Origin of the sequence: Thaumasiovibrio clandestinus, assembly GCF_047250365.1 — a bacterium.
Classification (GTDB): Bacteria; Pseudomonadota; Gammaproteobacteria; order Enterobacterales; family Vibrionaceae; genus Thaumasiovibrio.
Genome location: NZ_JBLBVL010000002.1, coordinates 434152 through 452552, shown reverse-complemented (window position 1 = coordinate 452552; position 18401 = coordinate 434152). Strand labels below are relative to the sequence as shown.

Annotated in this window: 19 protein-coding genes; 10 read left to right on the top strand and 9 right to left on the bottom strand. The window is 46.4% G+C overall.

The window, feature by feature from the left end; genetic code table 11:
• Positions 1-29: 29 nt before the first annotated feature.
• Entirely contained in the window at positions 30-1334 is a 1305-nt protein-coding gene (tolC, locus tag ACKLNH_RS05160) for an outer membrane channel protein TolC (protein ID WP_413111170.1), read from the bottom strand.
• A gap of 245 nt (positions 1335-1579) precedes the next feature.
• On the opposite strand from tolC, the gene nudF reads away from it, so the two are divergent.
• From nudF to idi, 8 genes are all read left to right on the top strand, one after another.
• A complete protein-coding gene (gene nudF / locus ACKLNH_RS05155; protein ID WP_413111169.1) occupies positions 1580-2197 on the top strand; it encodes an ADP-ribose diphosphatase in 618 nt (205 codons plus the stop codon).
• A 38-nt stretch (positions 2198-2235) separates the two neighbouring features.
• Entirely contained in the window at positions 2236-2625 is a 390-nt protein-coding gene (locus ACKLNH_RS05150; RefSeq protein WP_413111265.1) for a DUF1249 domain-containing protein, read from the top strand.
• A gap of 20 nt (positions 2626-2645) precedes the next feature.
• On the top strand, positions 2646-3470 hold the full coding sequence (gene cpdA / locus ACKLNH_RS05145; RefSeq protein ID WP_413111168.1) for a 3',5'-cyclic-AMP phosphodiesterase: 825 nt from the start codon (positions 2646-2648) through the stop codon (positions 3468-3470).
• Positions 3470-4048, top strand: a complete 579-nt coding sequence (gene yqiA, locus ACKLNH_RS05140; RefSeq protein ID WP_413111167.1) for an esterase YqiA — start codon at positions 3470-3472, stop codon at positions 4046-4048. Before cpdA ends, yqiA begins: the two co-directional genes overlap by 1 nt.
• 136 nt (positions 4049-4184) lie before the next feature.
• Positions 4185-6068, top strand: a complete 1884-nt coding sequence (gene parE, locus ACKLNH_RS05135) for a DNA topoisomerase IV subunit B (RefSeq protein WP_413111166.1) — start codon at positions 4185-4187, stop codon at positions 6066-6068.
• Positions 6069-6121: 53 nt separating this feature from the next.
• Positions 6122-8380 carry a DNA topoisomerase IV subunit A gene (gene parC, locus ACKLNH_RS05130; RefSeq protein ID WP_413111165.1) on the top strand — a complete coding sequence of 753 codons (2259 nt, stop codon included), beginning with the start codon at positions 6122-6124 and terminating at the stop codon, positions 8378-8380.
• 166 nt (positions 8381-8546) lie between these two features.
• The gene (locus ACKLNH_RS05125) at positions 8547-9272 is read left to right on the top strand and encodes a 1-acylglycerol-3-phosphate O-acyltransferase (RefSeq protein ID WP_413111164.1); all 726 of its coding nucleotides are present in this window, start codon (positions 8547-8549) and stop codon (positions 9270-9272) included.
• A gap of 79 nt (positions 9273-9351) precedes the next feature.
• Positions 9352-9912 carry an isopentenyl-diphosphate Delta-isomerase gene (gene idi, locus ACKLNH_RS05120; protein WP_413111163.1) on the top strand — a complete coding sequence of 187 codons (561 nt, stop codon included), beginning with the start codon at positions 9352-9354 and terminating at the stop codon, positions 9910-9912.
• A 48-nt stretch (positions 9913-9960) separates the two neighbouring features.
• Here the strand turns inward: idi and ACKLNH_RS05115 are convergent, their stop codons facing one another.
• Entirely contained in the window at positions 9961-10347 is a 387-nt protein-coding gene (locus ACKLNH_RS05115; protein WP_413111162.1) for a RidA family protein, read from the bottom strand.
• Between the two features lie 77 nt (positions 10348-10424).
• Entirely contained in the window at positions 10425-11138 is a 714-nt protein-coding gene (locus ACKLNH_RS05110) for a Dph6-related ATP pyrophosphatase (protein ID WP_413111161.1), read from the bottom strand.
• 253 nt (positions 11139-11391) lie between these two features.
• Between ACKLNH_RS05110 and ACKLNH_RS05105 the strand changes: the two genes are divergently transcribed.
• Entirely contained in the window at positions 11392-12282 is an 891-nt protein-coding gene (locus ACKLNH_RS05105; protein ID WP_413111160.1) for a LysR family transcriptional regulator, read from the top strand.
• A 182-nt stretch (positions 12283-12464) separates the two neighbouring features.
• On the opposite strand, the gene pyrI is transcribed toward ACKLNH_RS05105, so the two are convergent.
• From pyrI to arcA, 4 genes are all read right to left on the bottom strand, one after another.
• A complete protein-coding gene (gene pyrI / locus ACKLNH_RS05100; protein WP_413111159.1) occupies positions 12465-12926 on the bottom strand; it encodes an aspartate carbamoyltransferase regulatory subunit in 462 nt (153 codons plus the stop codon).
• Positions 12927-12940: 14 nt separating this feature from the next.
• A complete protein-coding gene (gene pyrB / locus ACKLNH_RS05095) occupies positions 12941-13870 on the bottom strand; it encodes an aspartate carbamoyltransferase (RefSeq protein ID WP_413111158.1) in 930 nt (309 codons plus the stop codon).
• 298 nt (positions 13871-14168) lie between these two features.
• Complete coding sequence (gene argF, locus ACKLNH_RS05090) at positions 14169-15173, bottom strand: ornithine carbamoyltransferase (protein ID WP_413111157.1); 1005 nt, start codon at positions 15171-15173, stop codon at positions 14169-14171.
• A gap of 122 nt (positions 15174-15295) precedes the next feature.
• A complete protein-coding gene (gene arcA, locus ACKLNH_RS05085) occupies positions 15296-16516 on the bottom strand; it encodes an arginine deiminase (RefSeq protein WP_413111156.1) in 1221 nt (406 codons plus the stop codon).
• A 246-nt stretch (positions 16517-16762) separates the two neighbouring features.
• Between arcA and rraB the strand changes: the two genes are divergently transcribed.
• Complete coding sequence (rraB, locus tag ACKLNH_RS05080; RefSeq protein WP_413111264.1) at positions 16763-17158, top strand: ribonuclease E inhibitor RraB; 396 nt, start codon at positions 16763-16765, stop codon at positions 17156-17158.
• A gap of 92 nt (positions 17159-17250) precedes the next feature.
• Here the strand turns inward: rraB and ACKLNH_RS05075 are convergent, their stop codons facing one another.
• Both ACKLNH_RS05075 and yjgA read right to left on the bottom strand, forming a co-directional pair.
• Positions 17251-17697 carry a DUF2061 domain-containing protein gene (locus ACKLNH_RS05075; RefSeq protein WP_413111155.1) on the bottom strand — a complete coding sequence of 149 codons (447 nt, stop codon included), beginning with the start codon at positions 17695-17697 and terminating at the stop codon, positions 17251-17253.
• A 136-nt stretch (positions 17698-17833) separates the two neighbouring features.
• The gene (gene yjgA / locus ACKLNH_RS05070) at positions 17834-18358 is read right to left on the bottom strand and encodes a ribosome biogenesis factor YjgA (RefSeq protein WP_413111154.1); all 525 of its coding nucleotides are present in this window, start codon (positions 18356-18358) and stop codon (positions 17834-17836) included.
• Positions 18359-18401: the final 43 nt, after the last annotated feature.

Sequence of the window (18401 nt, the reverse complement as noted above, 5' to 3'; positions counted from 1 at the left end):
TTTTTTAATGCTGTTTTTGCGGTGAAGAGCTATTTGGCGTTAATTAAACCCGCGTTAATATCCAGGATATCTTGCTCGCTCAATGTACCCACTGCTTGTTTTAACTGCAGGGTGCTGATGATGTAGTCGTAACGGGCATTCGCCAGGTTACGGTTGGCATCAAAGAGGCGACGTGTTGAGTCGAGTACATCAACGATGGTACGGGTCCCGACATCGAATCCTGCTTCGGTCGCTTCTAATGCAGAACGTGCAGAGATAACGGTTTGTTCATAAGCGCGTAGGCTGCCGATGCTCGCGTTAATGTTGTTGTAGAATGCTCGCACATCGCGAACGACCGCACGGTAACTCTGCTCCAGATCTTGGCTAGTGGCAACATAGTTGTATTGCGCTTGTTTCACTTGCGAATTGATATTACCACTCGTGTAGAGTGGCATGCTGACGTTTAGTCCAGCGCTAAGATCATTATAATCGAGATCGGCTGACGCTTTATTGTTGATGTCCGCAAGGGTATAGCCGGCTTTAAAGTTAACGACAGGTAAGCGAGAATCTTCTGCCAATGAGATCTGGGTGCGTGAGATATCTTGCGAAATTCGTGAGGCGAGCAAGCTTAGGTTCTCTTGCTGCGCTGTGTCTAGCAGTGTAGCGATGTTTTGTTTCGGGCTACCAGCACTGAAGCGTTTTGTATCAAGAATATCCAGTGTACGATGCTCTTGGCCGGTGATTTCCCGTAATGCTTCATAGTTATTGACTAGCTGATTTTCAGCCAAGATTTCGTTTGCAAGTACCGAGTCGTATTGGGCTTGTGCGTCGTGCACATCCGTTATCGCAGATAGGCCGACTTCAAAGCGCTGCTGAGTCTGCTCAAGTTGGCGACCCACGGCTGCTTTTTCTGCGCGAACAAACGTTAAGTTATCGACAGAGCGCAGCACATCAAAATAGGCCACAGAGACACGTAAAATCAGCGCTTGTTGAGTGGCAGCAAACGCAGCATCAGCTTGACGAGCTGTCATTTCAGCAATGTCTAAATTCAACCAGCTACTACGGTTGTAAACTTGTTGATTTAATTCAACGCCCGCAGAAAGCGCATTGTTTTCACGAAAATCTTCGTTACTACGCGTAATATTGTAACCACCAGCGAGGTTGATTTGTGGTAATAGCACGCTTCGCGAGCTGGTGATAGCTTCGAAGGCAGCATCCTTTGTTGCAGCAGCGGAAAGCAGTTGAGGGTCGTTATTCTTTGCTTGCTGATAAATTGTTGCGATATCGTCAGCAAGAGCAATATGACTTACGCCACCGAGCGAGAGACTGATGACGAGAGGCAATAATTTCTTCATGGATGCTGTCCTTGATGAGTATCGGTGAATAAAAAAGTAATAAATAATACTAGCAATGAATCGTTTAGTTTACAGCATTCTAGCTTTCTTGAAACTGATCATTACATATCTTTACGTCAGCGGCATGTCATCTTTGTGCTATGTCACAATTTATTTAAAGTTTATGACATTTGTTGATAGAACGGGATGTGTTACCCTAAGTGAAGGTATCGCTTCTGTTATTGTATTCATGCAGGTGGTTGACGATGAGCAAGGGTTTTGACAAACACGATGTGAAGCTGCTAGGCCAAGAGACGGTCTTTCAAGGCTTTTTTAAAATGATTCGTTATCGTTTACAACACAAATTATTTCTTGGTGGTTGGAGTCAGCCGTTCGAGCGGGAAGTGTTTGAACGAGGCCATGCGGTGGCGCTGTTGCCTTATGATCCGGTACGAGATGAAGTCGTGCTGGTCGAGCAGTTTCGGATTGGTGCTCATCTGGGTGAATGTCAGCCGTGGCAGTTAGAGATTGTCGCTGGGATCACTGAAGAGGGTGAGGTAGAGAGCGAGGTTGCAAAGCGTGAAGCATACGAAGAGGCTGGGTTAAGCATCAATACCTTGCAACGAGTCACGCGTTATCTACCTAGCTCTGGTGGTTGTACAGAGACTATCGAGCTCTATGTTGGTCTTACAGACAGTAGTCAAGCACAAGGTGTACATGGTTTAGAAGACGAGAATGAAGACATTCGCGTCCATGTATATAGTCGTGAGGATGCCTACGCCAAGGTGGTTGATGGAGAAATTGAAAATGCGGCGTCGATAATTGCGCTGCAGTGGCTACAGTTAAACTATCAGTCCCTACAGCAAAACTGGTGTGAGGTTTGAACGTGAGTCGCAATTATGTTGTCGATTTTCCTGCCATTATGCGCATGTATGAAACTAACTATGCCAAGTTGGTGTCATTACTTCCGCGCGGGGAAGAAGACAGTTGTTGTTATGATGTTTGCGGTGATGTGTATGTGATTGCGGTGCAAGAACAGACTAGGTACACCACCCTTGTTAATATCACGCAGCAAAATTCTCAAATAAGCCAACCTGCAACGCAGTTCACAGTTAGGCTGTATCATGATGCAAAAGTAGCGGAAGTGTGTGCTACTCAACAGACAGCGCGACTGAAGCCTCGCTATGATTATCCAAATCGAGGAATGTATCAAAAAGATGAAAAACATCAAGTTAATGGCTTCCTCAGTGACTGGTTGAAGCACTGCCTTAGGCATGGACTAAGTAAGTCAACGATTTGTAAGTTAAATTAGAGTAAAAGGTTTTACGAATTTTGCAGACATTCTCTCTGCCTACAAAGGACTCAGACAGCGCAGTATTACTGCAACTGACCGACTCTCACTTGTTTGCTACTGATGATGGCAGCCTGTTGGGCGTAAAAACAAACCAGAGCTTTAAAGCGGTGCTTGAGGCGATTGATGCCCAAGCGCCTGTTTTTGATGCGTTATTGGCGACAGGTGATATCTCTCAGGATCACAGCGTTGCATCGTATGCCCACTTTGTGCGCGGCATTAGTCGCTGGACATCTCCTTGCTTTTGGTTGCCAGGTAATCATGATTATAAGCCAAGTATGCACTCGGTCTGTCCTACCCCTACGATTGAACCAGCCCAGCATGTTTTGCTGGGTGAACACTGGCAATTGATTATGCTTGATAGCCAAGTGAAGGGGGTGCCGCATGGTGAGTTAAATGATGCTCAGCTACGTTTTTTAGAGGAGACGCTGTCGGCATTCCCACAACGGCATGCTTTAATCTCATTACATCACCATTCTGTTGAAGCTGGCAGCAGTTGGCTGGATCAACATAAATTGCACAATGCTGCGTCTTTTTGGTCTACGTTGAGCCAACATGCTCAGGTGAAAGCGGTCCTGTGTGGTCACATCCATCAAGAAATGGATCGACTGAAAAACGGTATTCGTGTTCTAGCTACGCCCTCGACCTGTTTTCAATTTAAGCCCGACTCGACAGATTTTGGTCTCGATAACCGCACACCGGGTTGGCGTTGGCTAACATTGCGGGCGAATGGTGACATTGAGACTCAGGTTGAACGGTTAACAGGTCGAGCATTTTTACCTGATTTTAATAGTGCAGGTTATTAATGCAGCCATTACTTATCTATATTCATGGCTTTAATAGTTCGCCATTGTCATTGAAAGCACAAACCATGGTGACTTGGTGTCGAACACACCGTCCCGATATACGACTCGAGGTCCCCCAGCTCCCCAGCTACCCCCAGGCGGCGGCTACGTACTTAGACACGCTTATCCGTCCGCTATTAGCCACGCATCAAGTGGGCTTAGTAGGCAGCTCACTTGGTGGCTACCTGTCGACGTGGTTAAATGCGCGTTATGGGATCCCTGCGGTGCTGATAAACCCTGCGGTTAAGCCTTATGAGTTGCTGGTCGATTACCTAGGAGAGCAGGTTAATCCCTACACCCAAGAGGTGTATACCTTAACATCAGCGCATATCGATGAGTTGAAAGCGCTAGATGTGGTAGACTTAGATTACACCGAGCGCTTGTGGTTGCTGCAACAAGAAGGTGACGAGGTGCTTGATTACCGACAAGCGGTAAGCAAATATGCTGCGTGCCAACAAACGGTGGAACCCAATGGGGATCATAGTTTTGTTGGTTTTGAGCGTTATCCTTCCGAAATTATTCGCTTTTTGGGTCTGTAAACCACAAAAAGCATTCCAATTTATTCCGGTCTGAGGGAAGACGGCTCACAAATGTGATCGCCAATTTCCAGCTCTCGCTTGACATCAAGGCGGGGGTTACTGACTATTGTGAAAATTTTTTACGACGTTCCCTGATATGACAGAGCAAACTTATAATGCAGGTGCCATTGAAGTCTTAAATGGACTAGAGCCTGTAAAGCGCCGACCAGGTATGTATACCGATACCACGCGCCCGAACCATCTAGGTCAGGAAGTCATTGATAATAGTGTCGATGAAGCCTTGGCTGGTCATGCAAGAAAAGTTGAAGTGATCCTTCACGCTGATCAATCCCTCGAAGTGGTGGATGATGGGCGAGGAATGCCCGTAGATATCCACCCAGTGGAAAAAGTGTCAGGGGTTGAGCTGATCCTGTGTAAATTGCATGCTGGTGGTAAATTCTCTAACAAGAACTACCAGTTTTCTGGTGGTCTTCATGGCGTGGGAATTTCGGTTGTTAATGCCTTGTCGACACGAGTCGAAGTGACGGTAAAGCGTGATGGACAGGTGTATCAGATTGCCTTTGAACATGGAGAGAAAGTCTCAGAGTTAGACGTGATCGGCACTTGTGGCAAGCGCGCCAAAGGGACACGTGTACATTTTTGGCCAGAAGCGCACTATTTTGATAGCGCTAAATTTTCGGTTTCTCGCTTAAAAAGTGTCTTAAAAGCGAAAGCTGTTTTATGCCCAGGGTTAGAAATTGTCTTTACCGATAAGGTAAATGATGATGTCTACCGTTGGCATTATGAAGATGGCTTGAACGACTACCTTGCTGATAGCGTAAAAGGCTACCCACTGTTGCCTGAACGCCCGTTTACCGGGGTATTTTCTGGCGCGTCTGAGGCGGCGGATTGGGCGGTGATCTGGTTACCAGAAGGCGGTGATATGATCACCGAGAGTTACGTCAACTTGATCCCGACTGCGCAAGGTGGCACCCATGTTAATGGGCTGCGCCAAGGCCTCCTTGATGCGATGAAAGAGTTCTGCGAATTCCGTAACTTATTACCGCGGGGTGTAAAGCTTACCGCGGATGATATTTGGGAGCGCTGTGCATATGTATTGTCGGTGAAAATGCAAGATCCACAATTTGCAGGGCAGACCAAAGAGCGTCTCTCTTCGCGTCAATGTGCGGCATTCGTGTCAGGCGTAGTAAAAGATGCTTTCAGTTTGTGGCTCAACGAGCAACCACAAATTGCAGAACAGTTAGCAGAGCTTTGTATCTCCAATGCGCACCGTCGTATGCGTGCGGCGAAAAAAGTGGTGCGTAAAAAAGTGGCCTCTGGCCCAGCATTGCCAGGTAAGTTAACCGATTGTTCGATGCAAGATCTTAACCGCACTGAGCTGTTCTTGGTGGAGGGTGACTCGGCAGGCGGTAGTGCCAAGCAGGCACGCGATCGTGAGTTTCAGGCCATCATGCCATTGCGTGGTAAGATCCTAAATACATGGGAAGTGTCCGCTGATCAGGTATTGGCATCCGATGAAGTACATAATATCTCTATCGCACTAGGTATCGACCCTGACTCTGAAGATCTTAGCGGACTGCGTTATGGTAAAGTTTGTATTCTTGCCGATGCTGACTCCGATGGTCTACACATTGCCACACTGCTATGTGCTCTGTTTTATAAGCACTTTAAAGCGTTGGTGGCCAATGGCCATGTCTTTGTTGCCATGCCACCGCTGTATCGTATTGATTGTGGTAAAGAGGTTTTTTATGCCCTTGATGACGCCGAGAAAGAAGGGATCTTAGACCGCCTTAGTCAGAAGCGTGCCAAGATCAACGTGCAACGATTTAAAGGCTTGGGTGAGATGAACCCACTGCAACTGCGTGAAACGACCATGGATCCAAACACACGTCGCTTAGTGCAGTTGACCATCGCTGAAGACAATCAAGATGAGCTGGTGATGGACATGTTATTGGGTAAAAAGCGCGCCGAAGATCGTCGCGGTTGGCTACAAGAAAAAGGCGATCTTGCCGAAGTATAAGAATTTTCCGCTAGCAACTGCTAGCGGTTTTCAGTTTTAACGGATGTTACATTATGACTGATATTACGATGGACGGCGTCGAACAGCAGCCGATTGGCCGCTTCTCAGAAGACGCTTACCTTAATTATTCCATGTATGTAATCATGGATCGTGCTTTGCCATTTATCGGCGACGGCTTGAAGCCAGTACAGCGACGCATCATCTACGCGATGTCTGAATTGGGGTTGTCGGCGACAGCAAAGTATAAGAAATCAGCCCGTACCGTTGGTGATGTACTCGGTAAGTACCACCCGCATGGGGACTCGGCGTGTTATGAGGCAATGGTCTTAATGGCTCAGCCTTTCTCTTACCGTTATCCGTTGGTGGATGGCCAAGGTAACTGGGGAGCGCCAGATGATCCAAAATCGTTTGCCGCAATGCGTTATACCGAATCGCGTTTATCCCGTTTTTCGGAAGTGTTACTGAGTGAATTAGGTCAAGGTACGGTTGATTGGCAACCAAACTTTGATGGCACGATGAAAGAGCCGAAAACGTTGCCAGCGCGTCTGCCACACATTCTGTTAAATGGTGTCACTGGCATCGCCGTTGGTATGGCGACTGACATTCCACCGCATAATGCGCGTGAAGTGGCCAATGCGATGGTGCACTTGATCGATAACCCAAAAACCGATCTCGATGGTTTAATGGAGTTCGTCAAAGGTCCGGATTACCCAACAGAAGCGGAAATCATTACCTCGAAAGGGGATATCAAGAAGCTTTACCGTACCGGTAAAGGTAGCGTGAAAATGCGCGCAGTGTGGGGTAAAGAGAACGGTGATATTGTTATTACCGCGCTGCCGCACCAAGTGTCTGGCGCAAAACTGCTTGAGCAGATCGCTAATCAGATGCGTAACAAGAAACTACCGATGGTCGACGATCTACGTGATGAGTCTGATCATGAGAACCCGACCCGAATTGTTATTGTGCCGCGCTCTAACCGTGTCGACTGCGAACAGCTGATGAATCACCTGTTTGTATCGACAGATCTAGAGAAGAGCTATCGCGTTAACCTCAATATGCTTGGTTTAGATGGACGCCCTCAAGTGAAAGGGCTCGATACCATCTTAAATGAGTGGTTGGTGTTCCGCCGTGAAACAGTACGTCGTCGTCTACAATACCGCTTAGATAAGATCTTGGCACGTTTACATATTTTGGAAGGCTTACTGGCAGCTTACCTTAATATCGATGAAGTGATTGAGATCATTCGAAATGAGGATGATCCAAAAGCAGAATTCATGACCCGATTTGGTCTGAGTGAGAAGCAGGCGGATGCGATCTTAGAGATCAAATTACGTCAATTGGCCAAGCTCGAAGAGATCAAGATCCGCGGCGAGCAGGATGAATTAAGCCAAGAGCGTGACAAGTTGGAGAAGTTGTTAGGCTCAGAGCGCAGAATGAATACTTTGCTGAAGAAAGAGATTGCCGCAGATGCAGAAAAATACGGCGATGATCGTCGCTCACCACTGGTGGAGCGTTCAGAAGCAAAAGCCTTGTCAGAGCGCGACTTAGTGCCAAGTGAAGCGATCACTGTGGTGTTGTCAGAAAAAGGTTGGATTCGTCACGCCAAAGGTCACGATGTTGATCCACAAGCGATGAATTATAAGTCGGGCGATGGATACCTTAATCATGCTCGAGGAAAGAGTAATCAACCGGCGATCTTCCTTGGTAGTGATGGACGAAGTTATGCATTAGAGTCTCATACCTTGCCGTCGGCACGGAGTCAGGGAGAGCCGATTACAGGACGCCTGAACTTAACGCCGGGTAGTACAGTGCGCCAAGTGATGATGAGTGAAGACAGTCACTTATGGTTGATGGCGTCCGATGCAGGTTATGGCTTTATTTGTAAAAGTACCGATATGGTATCGAAGAACAAGAGTGGTAAAGCACTGCTGACCCTACCGGAAAATGCTGAAGTAATGCCACCTCAGTTAGTGAATGATCTAGACAATGATCAGATTGTCGCTATTACTAACGAAGGGCGTATGCTTATGTTTGCGCTGAAAGATTTGCCGCAGTTAGGTAAAGGTAAGGGTAACAAGATCATCAATATCGCGACGGCAAAAGCCAAGGCGCGCGAAGAGTTGTTATCTCACTTGTTTGTTCTGCCTCAAGGGGCAACGTTAACGCTGCATGCAGGTAAGCGTAAGTTGGGCTTAAAACCAAGCGATCTGGATAATTTCCGTGGCGATCGTGGTCGACGAGGAGCGATGCTGCCGCGTGGACTGCAACGCGTTACTGCTGTTGAAATCACCACAATAGACACAGCGGAATAACTAACAGCAATAGGATTGACGCTAAGCCTTTCCAGAAATGGGAGGGCTTTTTTATTGTTGATTTTGCATCAACGCAGCAGGATTGAGATGAAGATATACAGAAAAGAGGTGTATTTTCAAGCGGGCAAAGTATACTAGCGAACAGTTGTACGCTGAGGATAATTGAATGATTTTTGTACTTCGCCTAATGGCGACGGCAGTGTTTGCTGTACTGATGTTTGTATTTGGTTGTACGTGGTGTTTGCTGAGTCCGCGTGATCCGAAACATGTAAAAACCTTTGGGCGCCTATTCAGTAAAATGTCCCGTATTTACGGTATCCAGTTGGAAGTACGTTTTCCTGATAATGGTGAGAGCGAAGAGCCTAGTGTGTATGTGGCTAACCACCAAAGCAACTGGGATCTGTGGACGGTTTCTGGTGCTGTAATGCCAAGAACAGTAACCGTTGGAAAGAAAAGCTTACTTTGGTTGCCACTGTTTGGGCAATTATATTGGATTACTGGTAACATTCTTATTGATCGTAAAAATCGCTCTAAAGCGATGGGAACGATTGGTCAGGTGGTTGATAAAATCAAACAGAATCGTGTTTCTATTTGGATGTTCCCAGAAGGAACACGCTCGCGTGGACGTGGCATGCTGCCCTTTAAAACGGGGGCCTTTCATGCTGCGATTGGTGCTGAAGTTCCTGTTGTACCCATTGTCTGTAGCTCGACCAGTCATCTAAAATTGGGGCGTTGGAACAATGGGCATGTGATTGTTGAGATATTACCGCCTGTCTCGGTCGCAGAGTATAAAAAAGAGGATGTGCGCGATTTGGCGGAAATTTGCCGCACACAAATGTCTGAAAAATTAGCAGCGTTGGATGCCGAAGTCGCACAGCGTAATCAAGCTTAAATACGGTTTATTCGCTACGCTTAAAGGGCGCACTGGGTGCGCCCTTTTATATTGTAGTTAGGTGATGCTGGGAGAGAATATGTCGGCAGAAAAAGTCGTATTGGTGTCTGAGTGTGGGGCACCCTTGGGGTTGCAGGATAAGATGCAGGCACATATAGATGGAGCACTTCATCTCGCATTTTCTGTGTTGTTATATCGACAAGGCGAGAATGAACGCGAGTATCTTCTTCAGCAGCGTGCATTGACTAAATACCATAGCGGGGGGTTGTGGACGAACACCTGCTGTTCGCATCCTCGCGATGGTGAAGCCTTTATTAAGGCAGGAGCAAGACGACTAATTGAAGAGATGGGGCTAACATTAGAGAAACCATTGAGAGATATTGGACACTTTATCTATTGTGCTGATTTAGATAATGCACTGATAGAGCACGAATTAGATCACGTTTTGATCGCTGAAGTAGAGACGCTAACGTTCACCCCTAACCCAGAAGAAGTGATGGCGACACAATGGATACCTCGTCGCGCATTATTGGATAAACTGGCAAGTTCACCACAACAATTTACCGCTTGGTTCAACTCGGTATTGCTGATGGCCGATGAGTATTTAGAGCGCCAAAACCCTCAGCCAGTTGAAGAATAAAAAACGCCATCGCAAGAGCGATGGCGTTTTAAAATGATTGACGATGGATTACTTACGAACGGCAATCGCTTCGATTTCAATGCCAACATCTTTCGGTAAACGTGCAACTTCAACGCAAGAACGAGCCGGGTAAGGGGCGTTATTCTCATCAAAGAACTGACCATACACTTCATTAACTGCCGCGAAGTCATTAAGATCTTTAACGAAAACTGTCATTTTTACGATATCTTTAACCGTCAGACCTGAAGACTCAACAACCGCTTTCACGTTTTCTAGTGACTGGCGAGCCTGTGCTGTAATTTCTGCAGGTACTTCACCAGTCTCAGGGTTTACTGGGATCTGACCTGAAGTGAGCACCATGTTGCCAAGGTCGACGCCCTGAACGTATGGGCCAATTGCTGCAGGTGCTTTTTCAGTGTGTAGTACTTGAGTCATAACATGTCCTTTCTTGGATGAATAATTCAAAGTACTAAGTGTGCATTCAACCTGATAACAGGTCAAAGAGAAATCGCTCACTTATCGACATTCACCGGAATTAACTCTTTAAAGTAAAAGCCCGGATGCGCGTCGGTTAAATGCTCTGCTTGATAATGTTTATGAACTATTTCGCCTAGCTCGAAAGGGATGGGATAACTGAAGTTTGGACCATCAAAAACAAACGTATGGTATTCACCATTTTCACCGCAAGGGTCAACGTCGGCAGGAAGGTCGTTAACAAATGATTTATCAATGCAGCGGCCGACAAAGCTGGCATCTAGCTTGCTCCCATCAACGGCCACGACGATGGCTTTGAAGCCCAAGTCGATCAGTTCGTTGAGCAATACGCGTGTGTTTCGCTGCCACAGTGGAAAATGGGCCTGAATCTGTTTTGCTGCTAGCTGTGTCTCGCGATGTAGGCGAAGATCTTCCAAATAGATATCGCCAAAGATGGCATGTTCACAACCAAGTTGTCGCATTGTATCGACAGCCTGATGCATTAAACCTTCATACTCGTCCATATTGACAACTTCAGGCAACCAGATCTTTTCGAGCGGTAAACCTAGCGCTTGGGCTTGTTGATCAAGAAGATCGACATGAATACCATGCATTGAGACACGTTGGTGTGCTTGATTGACAGTGGTCAGCAAAGTGCGGACTTCAAAGCGCGGGTCTTGCTGAGCATGATAAAGCGCCATGGCGCTGTCCTTGCCACTACTCCAGTTAAAATAGGCGTTGAGAATAGACATTTTTTCTTCCATGTCGGGGAGTTAGGTTATCTATAATAGAGAATATGGCGAGAAGAAAAAAGCGCTGCATTGGCAGCGCGTTGGAAATTCAATCACTTTCGTGCGTTCCCACTTGCTAATAATACTGAAAGCACAGGAACTTCTTATTAAATCTAGATACGACATAAACAACGGCGCTAGTATTGGTTATAATCCTTGCAAAATAAAGTCACTTTTGTATGGCTGGCCCATCCAACATGATAAGGAAAGTGTGATGCATACATTGGAACAGCTGAATAGCTATATCGCCGTTTACGAGACAGGATCTTACAGCGCCGCTGCTAAAAGGTTAGGAAAATCTAGAGCGACAGTACGAGAACAGGTCGTGAGTTATGAGGATAGTCTGGGTTATTCGCTGTTTAATATTGAAGGTCGTCAGGCTAAACCAACCCCTCGAGCTGACGCACTCTATTATCGTGCGAATTTGGTAATAAGGCAAAGTGAGGCATTACAACAATACAGTAAAGCTTTTTTTGATAGTGAGTTAATTTCAATTACTGTTTGCCATGACGTTAATATGCCGCTGCAAATGATGCTTTATCTCGATGAGGTCATGCGGCAAAAGTTTCCGCAGATCAATATTCATTGGTTGCACCGCAACAGACAGGAGGCCTTTTCTGCTCTGATTAAACAGGAAGCGCAGATCGCTTTCTTGACACCAATAAATTCAGTGTTGCCAGAACAAGAGTTAATCTTTATTCCCTTGGGTAACCTACCGACGTCTGTCTATGTTGGATCGCAGTCGCCGTTACTCAAACAACCTGAGATGGATTTACGCGAAATACAGTTTCATACTCAATATGTGACAGAGAACAGTGTAGCGTCAGGCTCTCCTTATGCGCGCTTGTCTGCGAATACCCGTGTTGTTAGTAATTTGGATGTGTTATGCCACCTTGTGTCGCGTCATGGTTGGGCATTACTGCCAGATGAGCATGCAGTTCCTTATGTACGCTCAGGGCTATTGGCAAAATTAGAGGTGGAAGCGATCGTTAACGTGACACCAACAGGAACGACACTCTTTTATCGTTACGGTGCGGAGTTAAATTCGCCGATTAAGTACCTTATTGATAGTTGCCGTGATTATGCGCGCGAGCATTTTGTATAGTGATGCTGATGTGGCAGGTGTCATGCTAATCGTGAAACGATTAACGCATCATTATGGAAAAGCCTTATAGCGGTTGAGGTGATAGGTTCGTCGCAAATTGCAACTGTTAGCGAACAGATGCACATCTAGAAAGATAACTGAAAGCGCGCCAATATAACGCGCTTTCATTGTATTGCGCTCTATTAACTCTCTGTCACAATCTCGCGAGAGAACACTTTCTCACAGTAGTGGCATTTGAGCTGAACTTCGTGCGCTTTTTGTTTGATTGCGAAATGGCTCTGAACCGGCTCGCCGTGAGTAATACAGTTGCTGTTAGGACAAGCAAAAACTTTAGTGATGCGTTTAGGTAACGACAGTGTCAGCTTCTTAACCACTTCGTAGTTTTCAATCTGATTGACGGTTGCGCTTGGAGCATATAGCGCCAGTTGGTTGGCTTGCTCTTCTGACACAAAGACGTTTTCAATTTTGATCAAGTCTTTATGACCAAGTGCAGAAGAGGGCAAGTTCAGTCCAATGGTGACACGCTTGCTTGAGCACGTAATATCAAACAGGTTTAAGACTTTGATGCCGACGTTGGCAGGGATATGGTCAATAACAGTACCATTTTTGATGGCCTCTACCTGAAGTTGGTTCTCTTTTACCATGATAATTCTCCTGCTTACAGTTGTTCGTTAAGAACCAGTGCTAATAAGGCTTGGCGTGCATATACGCCATTCTTCGCCTGCTCAAAGTAGTGTGCATAAGGGGTGCTATCGACATCAACACTGATCTCATCGACCCGCGGTAATGGGTGCAGTACTTTAAGGTTATCGCGCGCATGGGCCAGCGTGCTGGTATTGAGAATAAACGCTGATTTCAGGTGCGCGTATTCAGAGGCATCAAAGCGTTCTTTTTGTACTCGCGTCATGTAAAGAATATCAATTTGAGGGATCACTTCTTCAATATTATCGTGATGGCTATACTCAATCCCTGCCGCATCTAGCTCTTCTAGAATGTAATCTGGCATCGATAGCACATCAGGTGCAATGAAGTAAAAACGCACATTAGTGAACTTTGATAGCGCCTGAGTCAGTGAGTGAACAGTACGACCATATTTTAGGTCACCCACCATGGCGATGTGTAGGTCATCTAAGCGTCCCTGTGTTTCGGAAATAGTGTACAGATCGAGCAGGGTCTGAGTTGGATGTTGGTTGGCCCCATCACCGCCATTGATAACAGGAATGCCATTCGAAAATTCTGTCGCCAAACGGGCAGCCCCTTCTTTAGGGTGACGCATAAAGAACGCATCGACATAAGAAGAGATAATGCGAACAGAGTCTGCTAGTGTCTCGCCCTTTTTGCCCGAAGAGGTGTTACCGCCATCAGGAAACCCAATAACACGCCCTCCAAGGCGTTGAACAGCCGTTTCGAAAGAGAGGCGAGTACGTGTCGATGCTTCAAAAAAGCAACTCGCAATCACTTTGTCTTTTAGTAGTGTGGGCTGCGGATGAGCTTTTAGTTGTGAGGCTGTATCGACAATAAGCTCTAGCTCTTGTCGGGTCAGCTCAGGGATAGAGATAATGTGCTTTTGATATAGCGAGTTCGCCATGGCTATGCTTCCCTTTATGTTGACGATGAGGCCTGAGTATTAGCCAAAAAAAAGCCCCCTGAAAAAGGAGGCTTCTTTGGCAAATACATTGCCAAGTAATGAATACGGTACCCTGCCTGTAGGCAGTCAGTGTGAAACTGTGCTGTCGATTGTAAGCAGTACATGTAGAACCATTACCTGAAATAAATTGTCGCAAATTATACCTGCATTCGTTGCTGACGCAAGCAATGTCATTGCCTAGTTTCTGTTTTTATTGGTGTTAGCACTGTTCATTTTGTTGCTTGTTGCTGAGCGTTGTTTAACTACCCAGTGTCGCCACCATAACGGCTTTGATGGTGTGCATACGATTTTCTGCCTCATCAAAGACGATGGAGTGTGCTGACTCAAAGACCTCTTCTGTCACTTCTAGTCCAGATAGGCCATATTGTTGTGCAATCTCTTTGCCAACTTGGGTCTCATCGTTATGAAACGCGGGCAGACAGTGCATGAATTTCACATCGGGATTCGCTGTCGCTTCCAGTACCGCCATATTTACTTGGTAAGGTAGAAGCTGCTTAACTCGCTCATCCCATGCCTGAGCTGACTCACCCATCGAAACCCACACATCAGTATAGATGAAATCACAGCCTATGACGCCATCAGTCACTGATTCAGTTAGCATTATTTTGGCGCCTGTTTCAGCAGCAATCGCCTGGCAGGTTTCGACCAGTTTCTCGTCAGGCCAGAATGCTTTAGGAGCGACAAGACGGATATCCATGCCCATTTTTGCTGCACCTACTAATAGGGAGTTGCCCATATTGTTGCGTGCGTCGCCAAGGTAGGCAAAGCGAATATCACGTAGCTGTTTGTTGGGGGCGTGTTCGAGCATGGTCATAAAATCGGCAAGGATTTGTGTCGGGTGATACTCATCGGTAAGGCCATTCCATACTGGTACGCCTGCGTGAGCACCAAGCTCTTCAACCACGGATTGGCCGAAACCACGGTATTGAATACCGTCATACATGCGGCCAAGTACCCGTGCTGTGTCTTTCATTGACTCTTTGTGGCCGATTTGTGATCCCGACGGACCAAGGTAGGAGATTCGTGCGCCTTGATCAAAGGCGGCCACTTCAAACGCACAACGCGTACGAGTGCTGCTTTTTTCAAAGATTAAAGCGATGTTCTTGCCTGTCAGTCGCGGCTGCTCATAACCGTTATATTTAGCTTGTTTTAGTTCTAATGCCATCTCGATCAGGTGCTGGATTTCACGAGGTGAAAAGTCGAGTAGCTTGAGAAAGTTGCGGTTTCTGAGATTAAATGCCATCGCGGTACCTGCTTGTTTGTGAATACAAATACATCTTAAGTGAATTTTTATCCATGCTAAAGGGGTTGGTAGCAGAAATCAAGCGGTAGTGAGTGAATTATCTCATTGTAAACGCATTAACGTTATAGCCCGTCTCGTTCAATTGGGCAGCTCATGCAGCGCGCTCCACCTCGACCACGGCCGAGTTCATTGCCTGGGATGGTCACAACGTCGATGCCCGCCTTATCGTATTTTTCGTTGGTATAGGTATTGCGCTCATAACCAATGACGACGCCCGGGCGTACGGTGAGCACATTGTTAGCATCATTCCATTGTTCTCGTTCGGCTTCATAACTGTCTCCGCCAGTGGTGATCAGGGTTAAGTAGTCTAGGCCAATGGCATTCTCAATCGCGGAAACAAAATGATCCTCTTTACTGCAGAGCAGTGGTTGCTGCTTACCAGGCGTTAGGCGCCAGCAAGGGGTGTCGTGTCTAATCGCTTGTGGGTAGATAGAAAAGATATCATGGCGTAGGTGAGTCATAACGGTATCAAGGTGCATACACGAGCGATGCTTAGGAAGGTCAAGGGCTAACACCTGTTTGGCCATATTGTGTTTAAATAACTGGGCCGCGAGGTGCTCAACGCCTTGTGGGGTGGTACGCTCTGACATGCCGATCAACACCGTACCATTGCCCAGCACGAGTACATCGCCCCCTTCTAGTGTGGCATTGTCATAGTGAATATCTTCATCGCCGTATAAGGCTGTGTAATTTTGTTGAGCAAATAGCGGGTGCCAGCGATAAATCGCTCTTAAGTGATTGGTTTCTCGCTGCCTTGCTGCTTTTGCCATTGGATTGAGTGAAACGCCGCGGTAGATCCAACATGAGGTATCACGAGTAAAGAGGTGATTGGGTAAAGGTTCAAGAACAAAATCAGTACCAGCATGCATCGCTTGCATCATCGTGTTGGGATGTGATGGCAGTTCGGCGTAATTTAGTCCGCCGAGCAACAATGACGCTAATTCATCATTTGGCTGCTCGCTGAGAAACTGACGAACATGAGCCGCAAAAGTAATACCAAGGCGGTAATCAGAGATCTGCGCATTCAGTAACCATTGTTTGGCATGGTCAATGGCAAGGGTCTCTTCAAGTAGAGTATGCAGTAGTAATACTTCAACCCCTTGCTGACGCAGGCAGTCTGCAAAGGCGTCGTGTTCTGCGCCCGCGCGCTCAACCGAGAGCACGTCATCGAACAAGAGCTCATGACAGTTTGACGGCGTTAGCAAATTCAAGGCTCTTTCTGGACGGTGGAGAACGACGCGCCGTAGCTGGCCAATCTCCGAACCGACGTACAGTTGACTCATAGTGGGTTCCTTTCCATTTGATGAATTCAAGGCTCCTCGTTACGTTTGTTGGCAACGCAAGACTGGCGAATAGTCACTATTATGTAATTGAACTGTTAACAACTTAAAGTAGTCTGGGACTGATTGCAAGTTAGACAATCTAGGTTGGTCCCAGCGAGAAAATTCCTCCTTAAATGAGAGAAAATGTGCGATAGTATTGTTGTCATTTTTCCCTAGAAGATTGGAGTCATCATGTCTGATACTGAACTGTCTTACGACGAGTTGATTGAAGAACAAAAAGAAGAAACCCGTGAGATCATTGAGGCCTTATTAGAAGATGGCAGTGATCCAGATGCGTTGTATTCCATTGAGCACCATTTTTCGGCTGATAGCTTTAAAGAGTTAGAAGAAGCAGCCGTTGAAGCATTCAAGATGGGCTACGAGGTTCAAGAAGCAGAAGAGCTAGAACTCGATCCAGAAGATGGTGGTGGTACCGTGGTCTGTTTTGATGCGGTAATGGAATCAGCATTAGATGCAGAGCTGATTGACGAGCAAGCAGAAAAGCTGATCAGTCTAGCGATGAAGCATAAGATTGATTATGACGGTTGGGGCACGTACTTTGAAGACGGCGAAGAAGACGAAGACGCCGATGACGAAGAGTAATGGGCGTTAACAACCAATAAATATCGAGCGGCGCATTAGCGCCGCTTTTTTTATCTGAGAATCTGGACGTTAGGTCGCTTAAGCACCGTATACTATGACATCGAGAGTGAAGAGGTGGCGGGTTGAGCCGCTTCATTCACCTCATCACAGAGTTGGTGATGATGTTCGCAGGCACGTATCGGATGGTTGTGCTGCCAACGTTGTTCAAAAAAGTGGTATATAACCGTATTCACCAAGGGTTCGATAATGGCGATGACACCACCGACCAGTAAGTTACCACTCAGAAGCCAAGCTACGCCGAATGCAACACTAAAATGAACCACAGCAAAGCTGGTGGTTTTACGATGAGGTTGGCGGTAGGCGATGTGCACCAGTTTGGCTTTTTGCCAGATATGTTCATGAAGAGAAAATGCGCCCGTGTTAACCAGTGGTTCTACCAGTGCGATAAGGCTGCCAATAATAATATCGCCAGTGATTAAGTAGCCGATGGAGAAGGCTGCAAAAAAATGCAGGACGGCAAATTGCAGTGTTTTTTTCATGATTGTTCCCCGACATTGGTGACTCAATCATTATTGATAATCATTCTCATTTAGTAAAGGAAAACTTTTCGATAACTGCGATAGGCATTTCCGATAATGCAAAAAAAGCCCCGCATAATTGCAGGGCTAGATACTTCTACGCTTCTTGTAAGAGAGATTTTAGGTATTGGTAGATCTCTCGGTAGGCTTTAGCCGGTTTATTGGCCGCTTTTTCTTTTTTGGCTTGGCGAGCTAACTGGCGTAAGCGTTGACGGTCAGCGTCAGGAAATTGTGTGATCACTTCTTCAATCGCACTGTCACCTTGTTCTACAATCGCATCGCGTTGGCTTTCCAGCTTATGCAGCTGTGCCGTTACCTGAGAGTGCTTATTGCGCATTTTATCTAATGCTGCTTGGATAGGCTCAGGATCAATAGTACGCATCATTTTGCCGATGTATTGCAACTGACGGCGGCGAGCTTCGTTTTTGAAACGTTGTGCATCTAAGATCGCGTCACGCAGCTCTTCTTCTAGCGGTACTTTATTTAGTGCTTGCGGCTTTAGTTCAACCAGCTCTTCACCTAGTTTTTGTAACGCATCCATATCGCGTTTCATCTCGGACTTACTGACCCAGATGATCTCTTCTTCCTCTTCCCACGGGGCACGTTTATTTTTGCGGCTCATACTGATATCTCGATACTGTTTTCAGTTAATGCTGCTATTTTAT

Coding starts and splice junctions, on each gene's coding strand:
- tolC (WP_413111170.1), bottom strand. CDS start 1,334: ATGAAGAAATTATTGCCTCTCGTCATCAGTCTCTCGCTCGGTGGCGTA.
- nudF (WP_413111169.1), top strand. CDS start 1,580: ATGAGCAAGGGTTTTGACAAACACGATGTGAAGCTGCTAGGCCAAGAG.
- ACKLNH_RS05150 (WP_413111265.1), top strand. CDS start 2,236: ATGCGCATGTATGAAACTAACTATGCCAAGTTGGTGTCATTACTTCCG.
- yqiA (WP_413111167.1), top strand. CDS start 3,470: ATGCAGCCATTACTTATCTATATTCATGGCTTTAATAGTTCGCCATTG.
- parE (WP_413111166.1), top strand. CDS start 4,185: ATGACAGAGCAAACTTATAATGCAGGTGCCATTGAAGTCTTAAATGGA.
- parC (WP_413111165.1), top strand. CDS start 6,122: ATGACTGATATTACGATGGACGGCGTCGAACAGCAGCCGATTGGCCGC.
- ACKLNH_RS05125 (WP_413111164.1), top strand. CDS start 8,547: ATGATTTTTGTACTTCGCCTAATGGCGACGGCAGTGTTTGCTGTACTG.
- idi (WP_413111163.1), top strand. CDS start 9,352: ATGTCGGCAGAAAAAGTCGTATTGGTGTCTGAGTGTGGGGCACCCTTG.
- ACKLNH_RS05115 (WP_413111162.1), bottom strand. CDS start 10,347: ATGACTCAAGTACTACACACTGAAAAAGCACCTGCAGCAATTGGCCCA.
- ACKLNH_RS05110 (WP_413111161.1), bottom strand. CDS start 11,138: ATGTCTATTCTCAACGCCTATTTTAACTGGAGTAGTGGCAAGGACAGC.
- ACKLNH_RS05105 (WP_413111160.1), top strand. CDS start 11,392: ATGCATACATTGGAACAGCTGAATAGCTATATCGCCGTTTACGAGACA.
- pyrI (WP_413111159.1), bottom strand. CDS start 12,926: ATGGTAAAAGAGAACCAACTTCAGGTAGAGGCCATCAAAAATGGTACT.
- pyrB (WP_413111158.1), bottom strand. CDS start 13,870: ATGGCGAACTCGCTATATCAAAAGCACATTATCTCTATCCCTGAGCTG.
- argF (WP_413111157.1), bottom strand. CDS start 15,173: ATGGCATTTAATCTCAGAAACCGCAACTTTCTCAAGCTACTCGACTTT.
- arcA (WP_413111156.1), bottom strand. CDS start 16,516: ATGAGTCAACTGTACGTCGGTTCGGAGATTGGCCAGCTACGGCGCGTC.
- ACKLNH_RS05075 (WP_413111155.1), bottom strand. CDS start 17,697: ATGAAAAAAACACTGCAATTTGCCGTCCTGCATTTTTTTGCAGCCTTC.
- yjgA (WP_413111154.1), bottom strand. CDS start 18,358: ATGAGCCGCAAAAATAAACGTGCCCCGTGGGAAGAGGAAGAAGAGATC.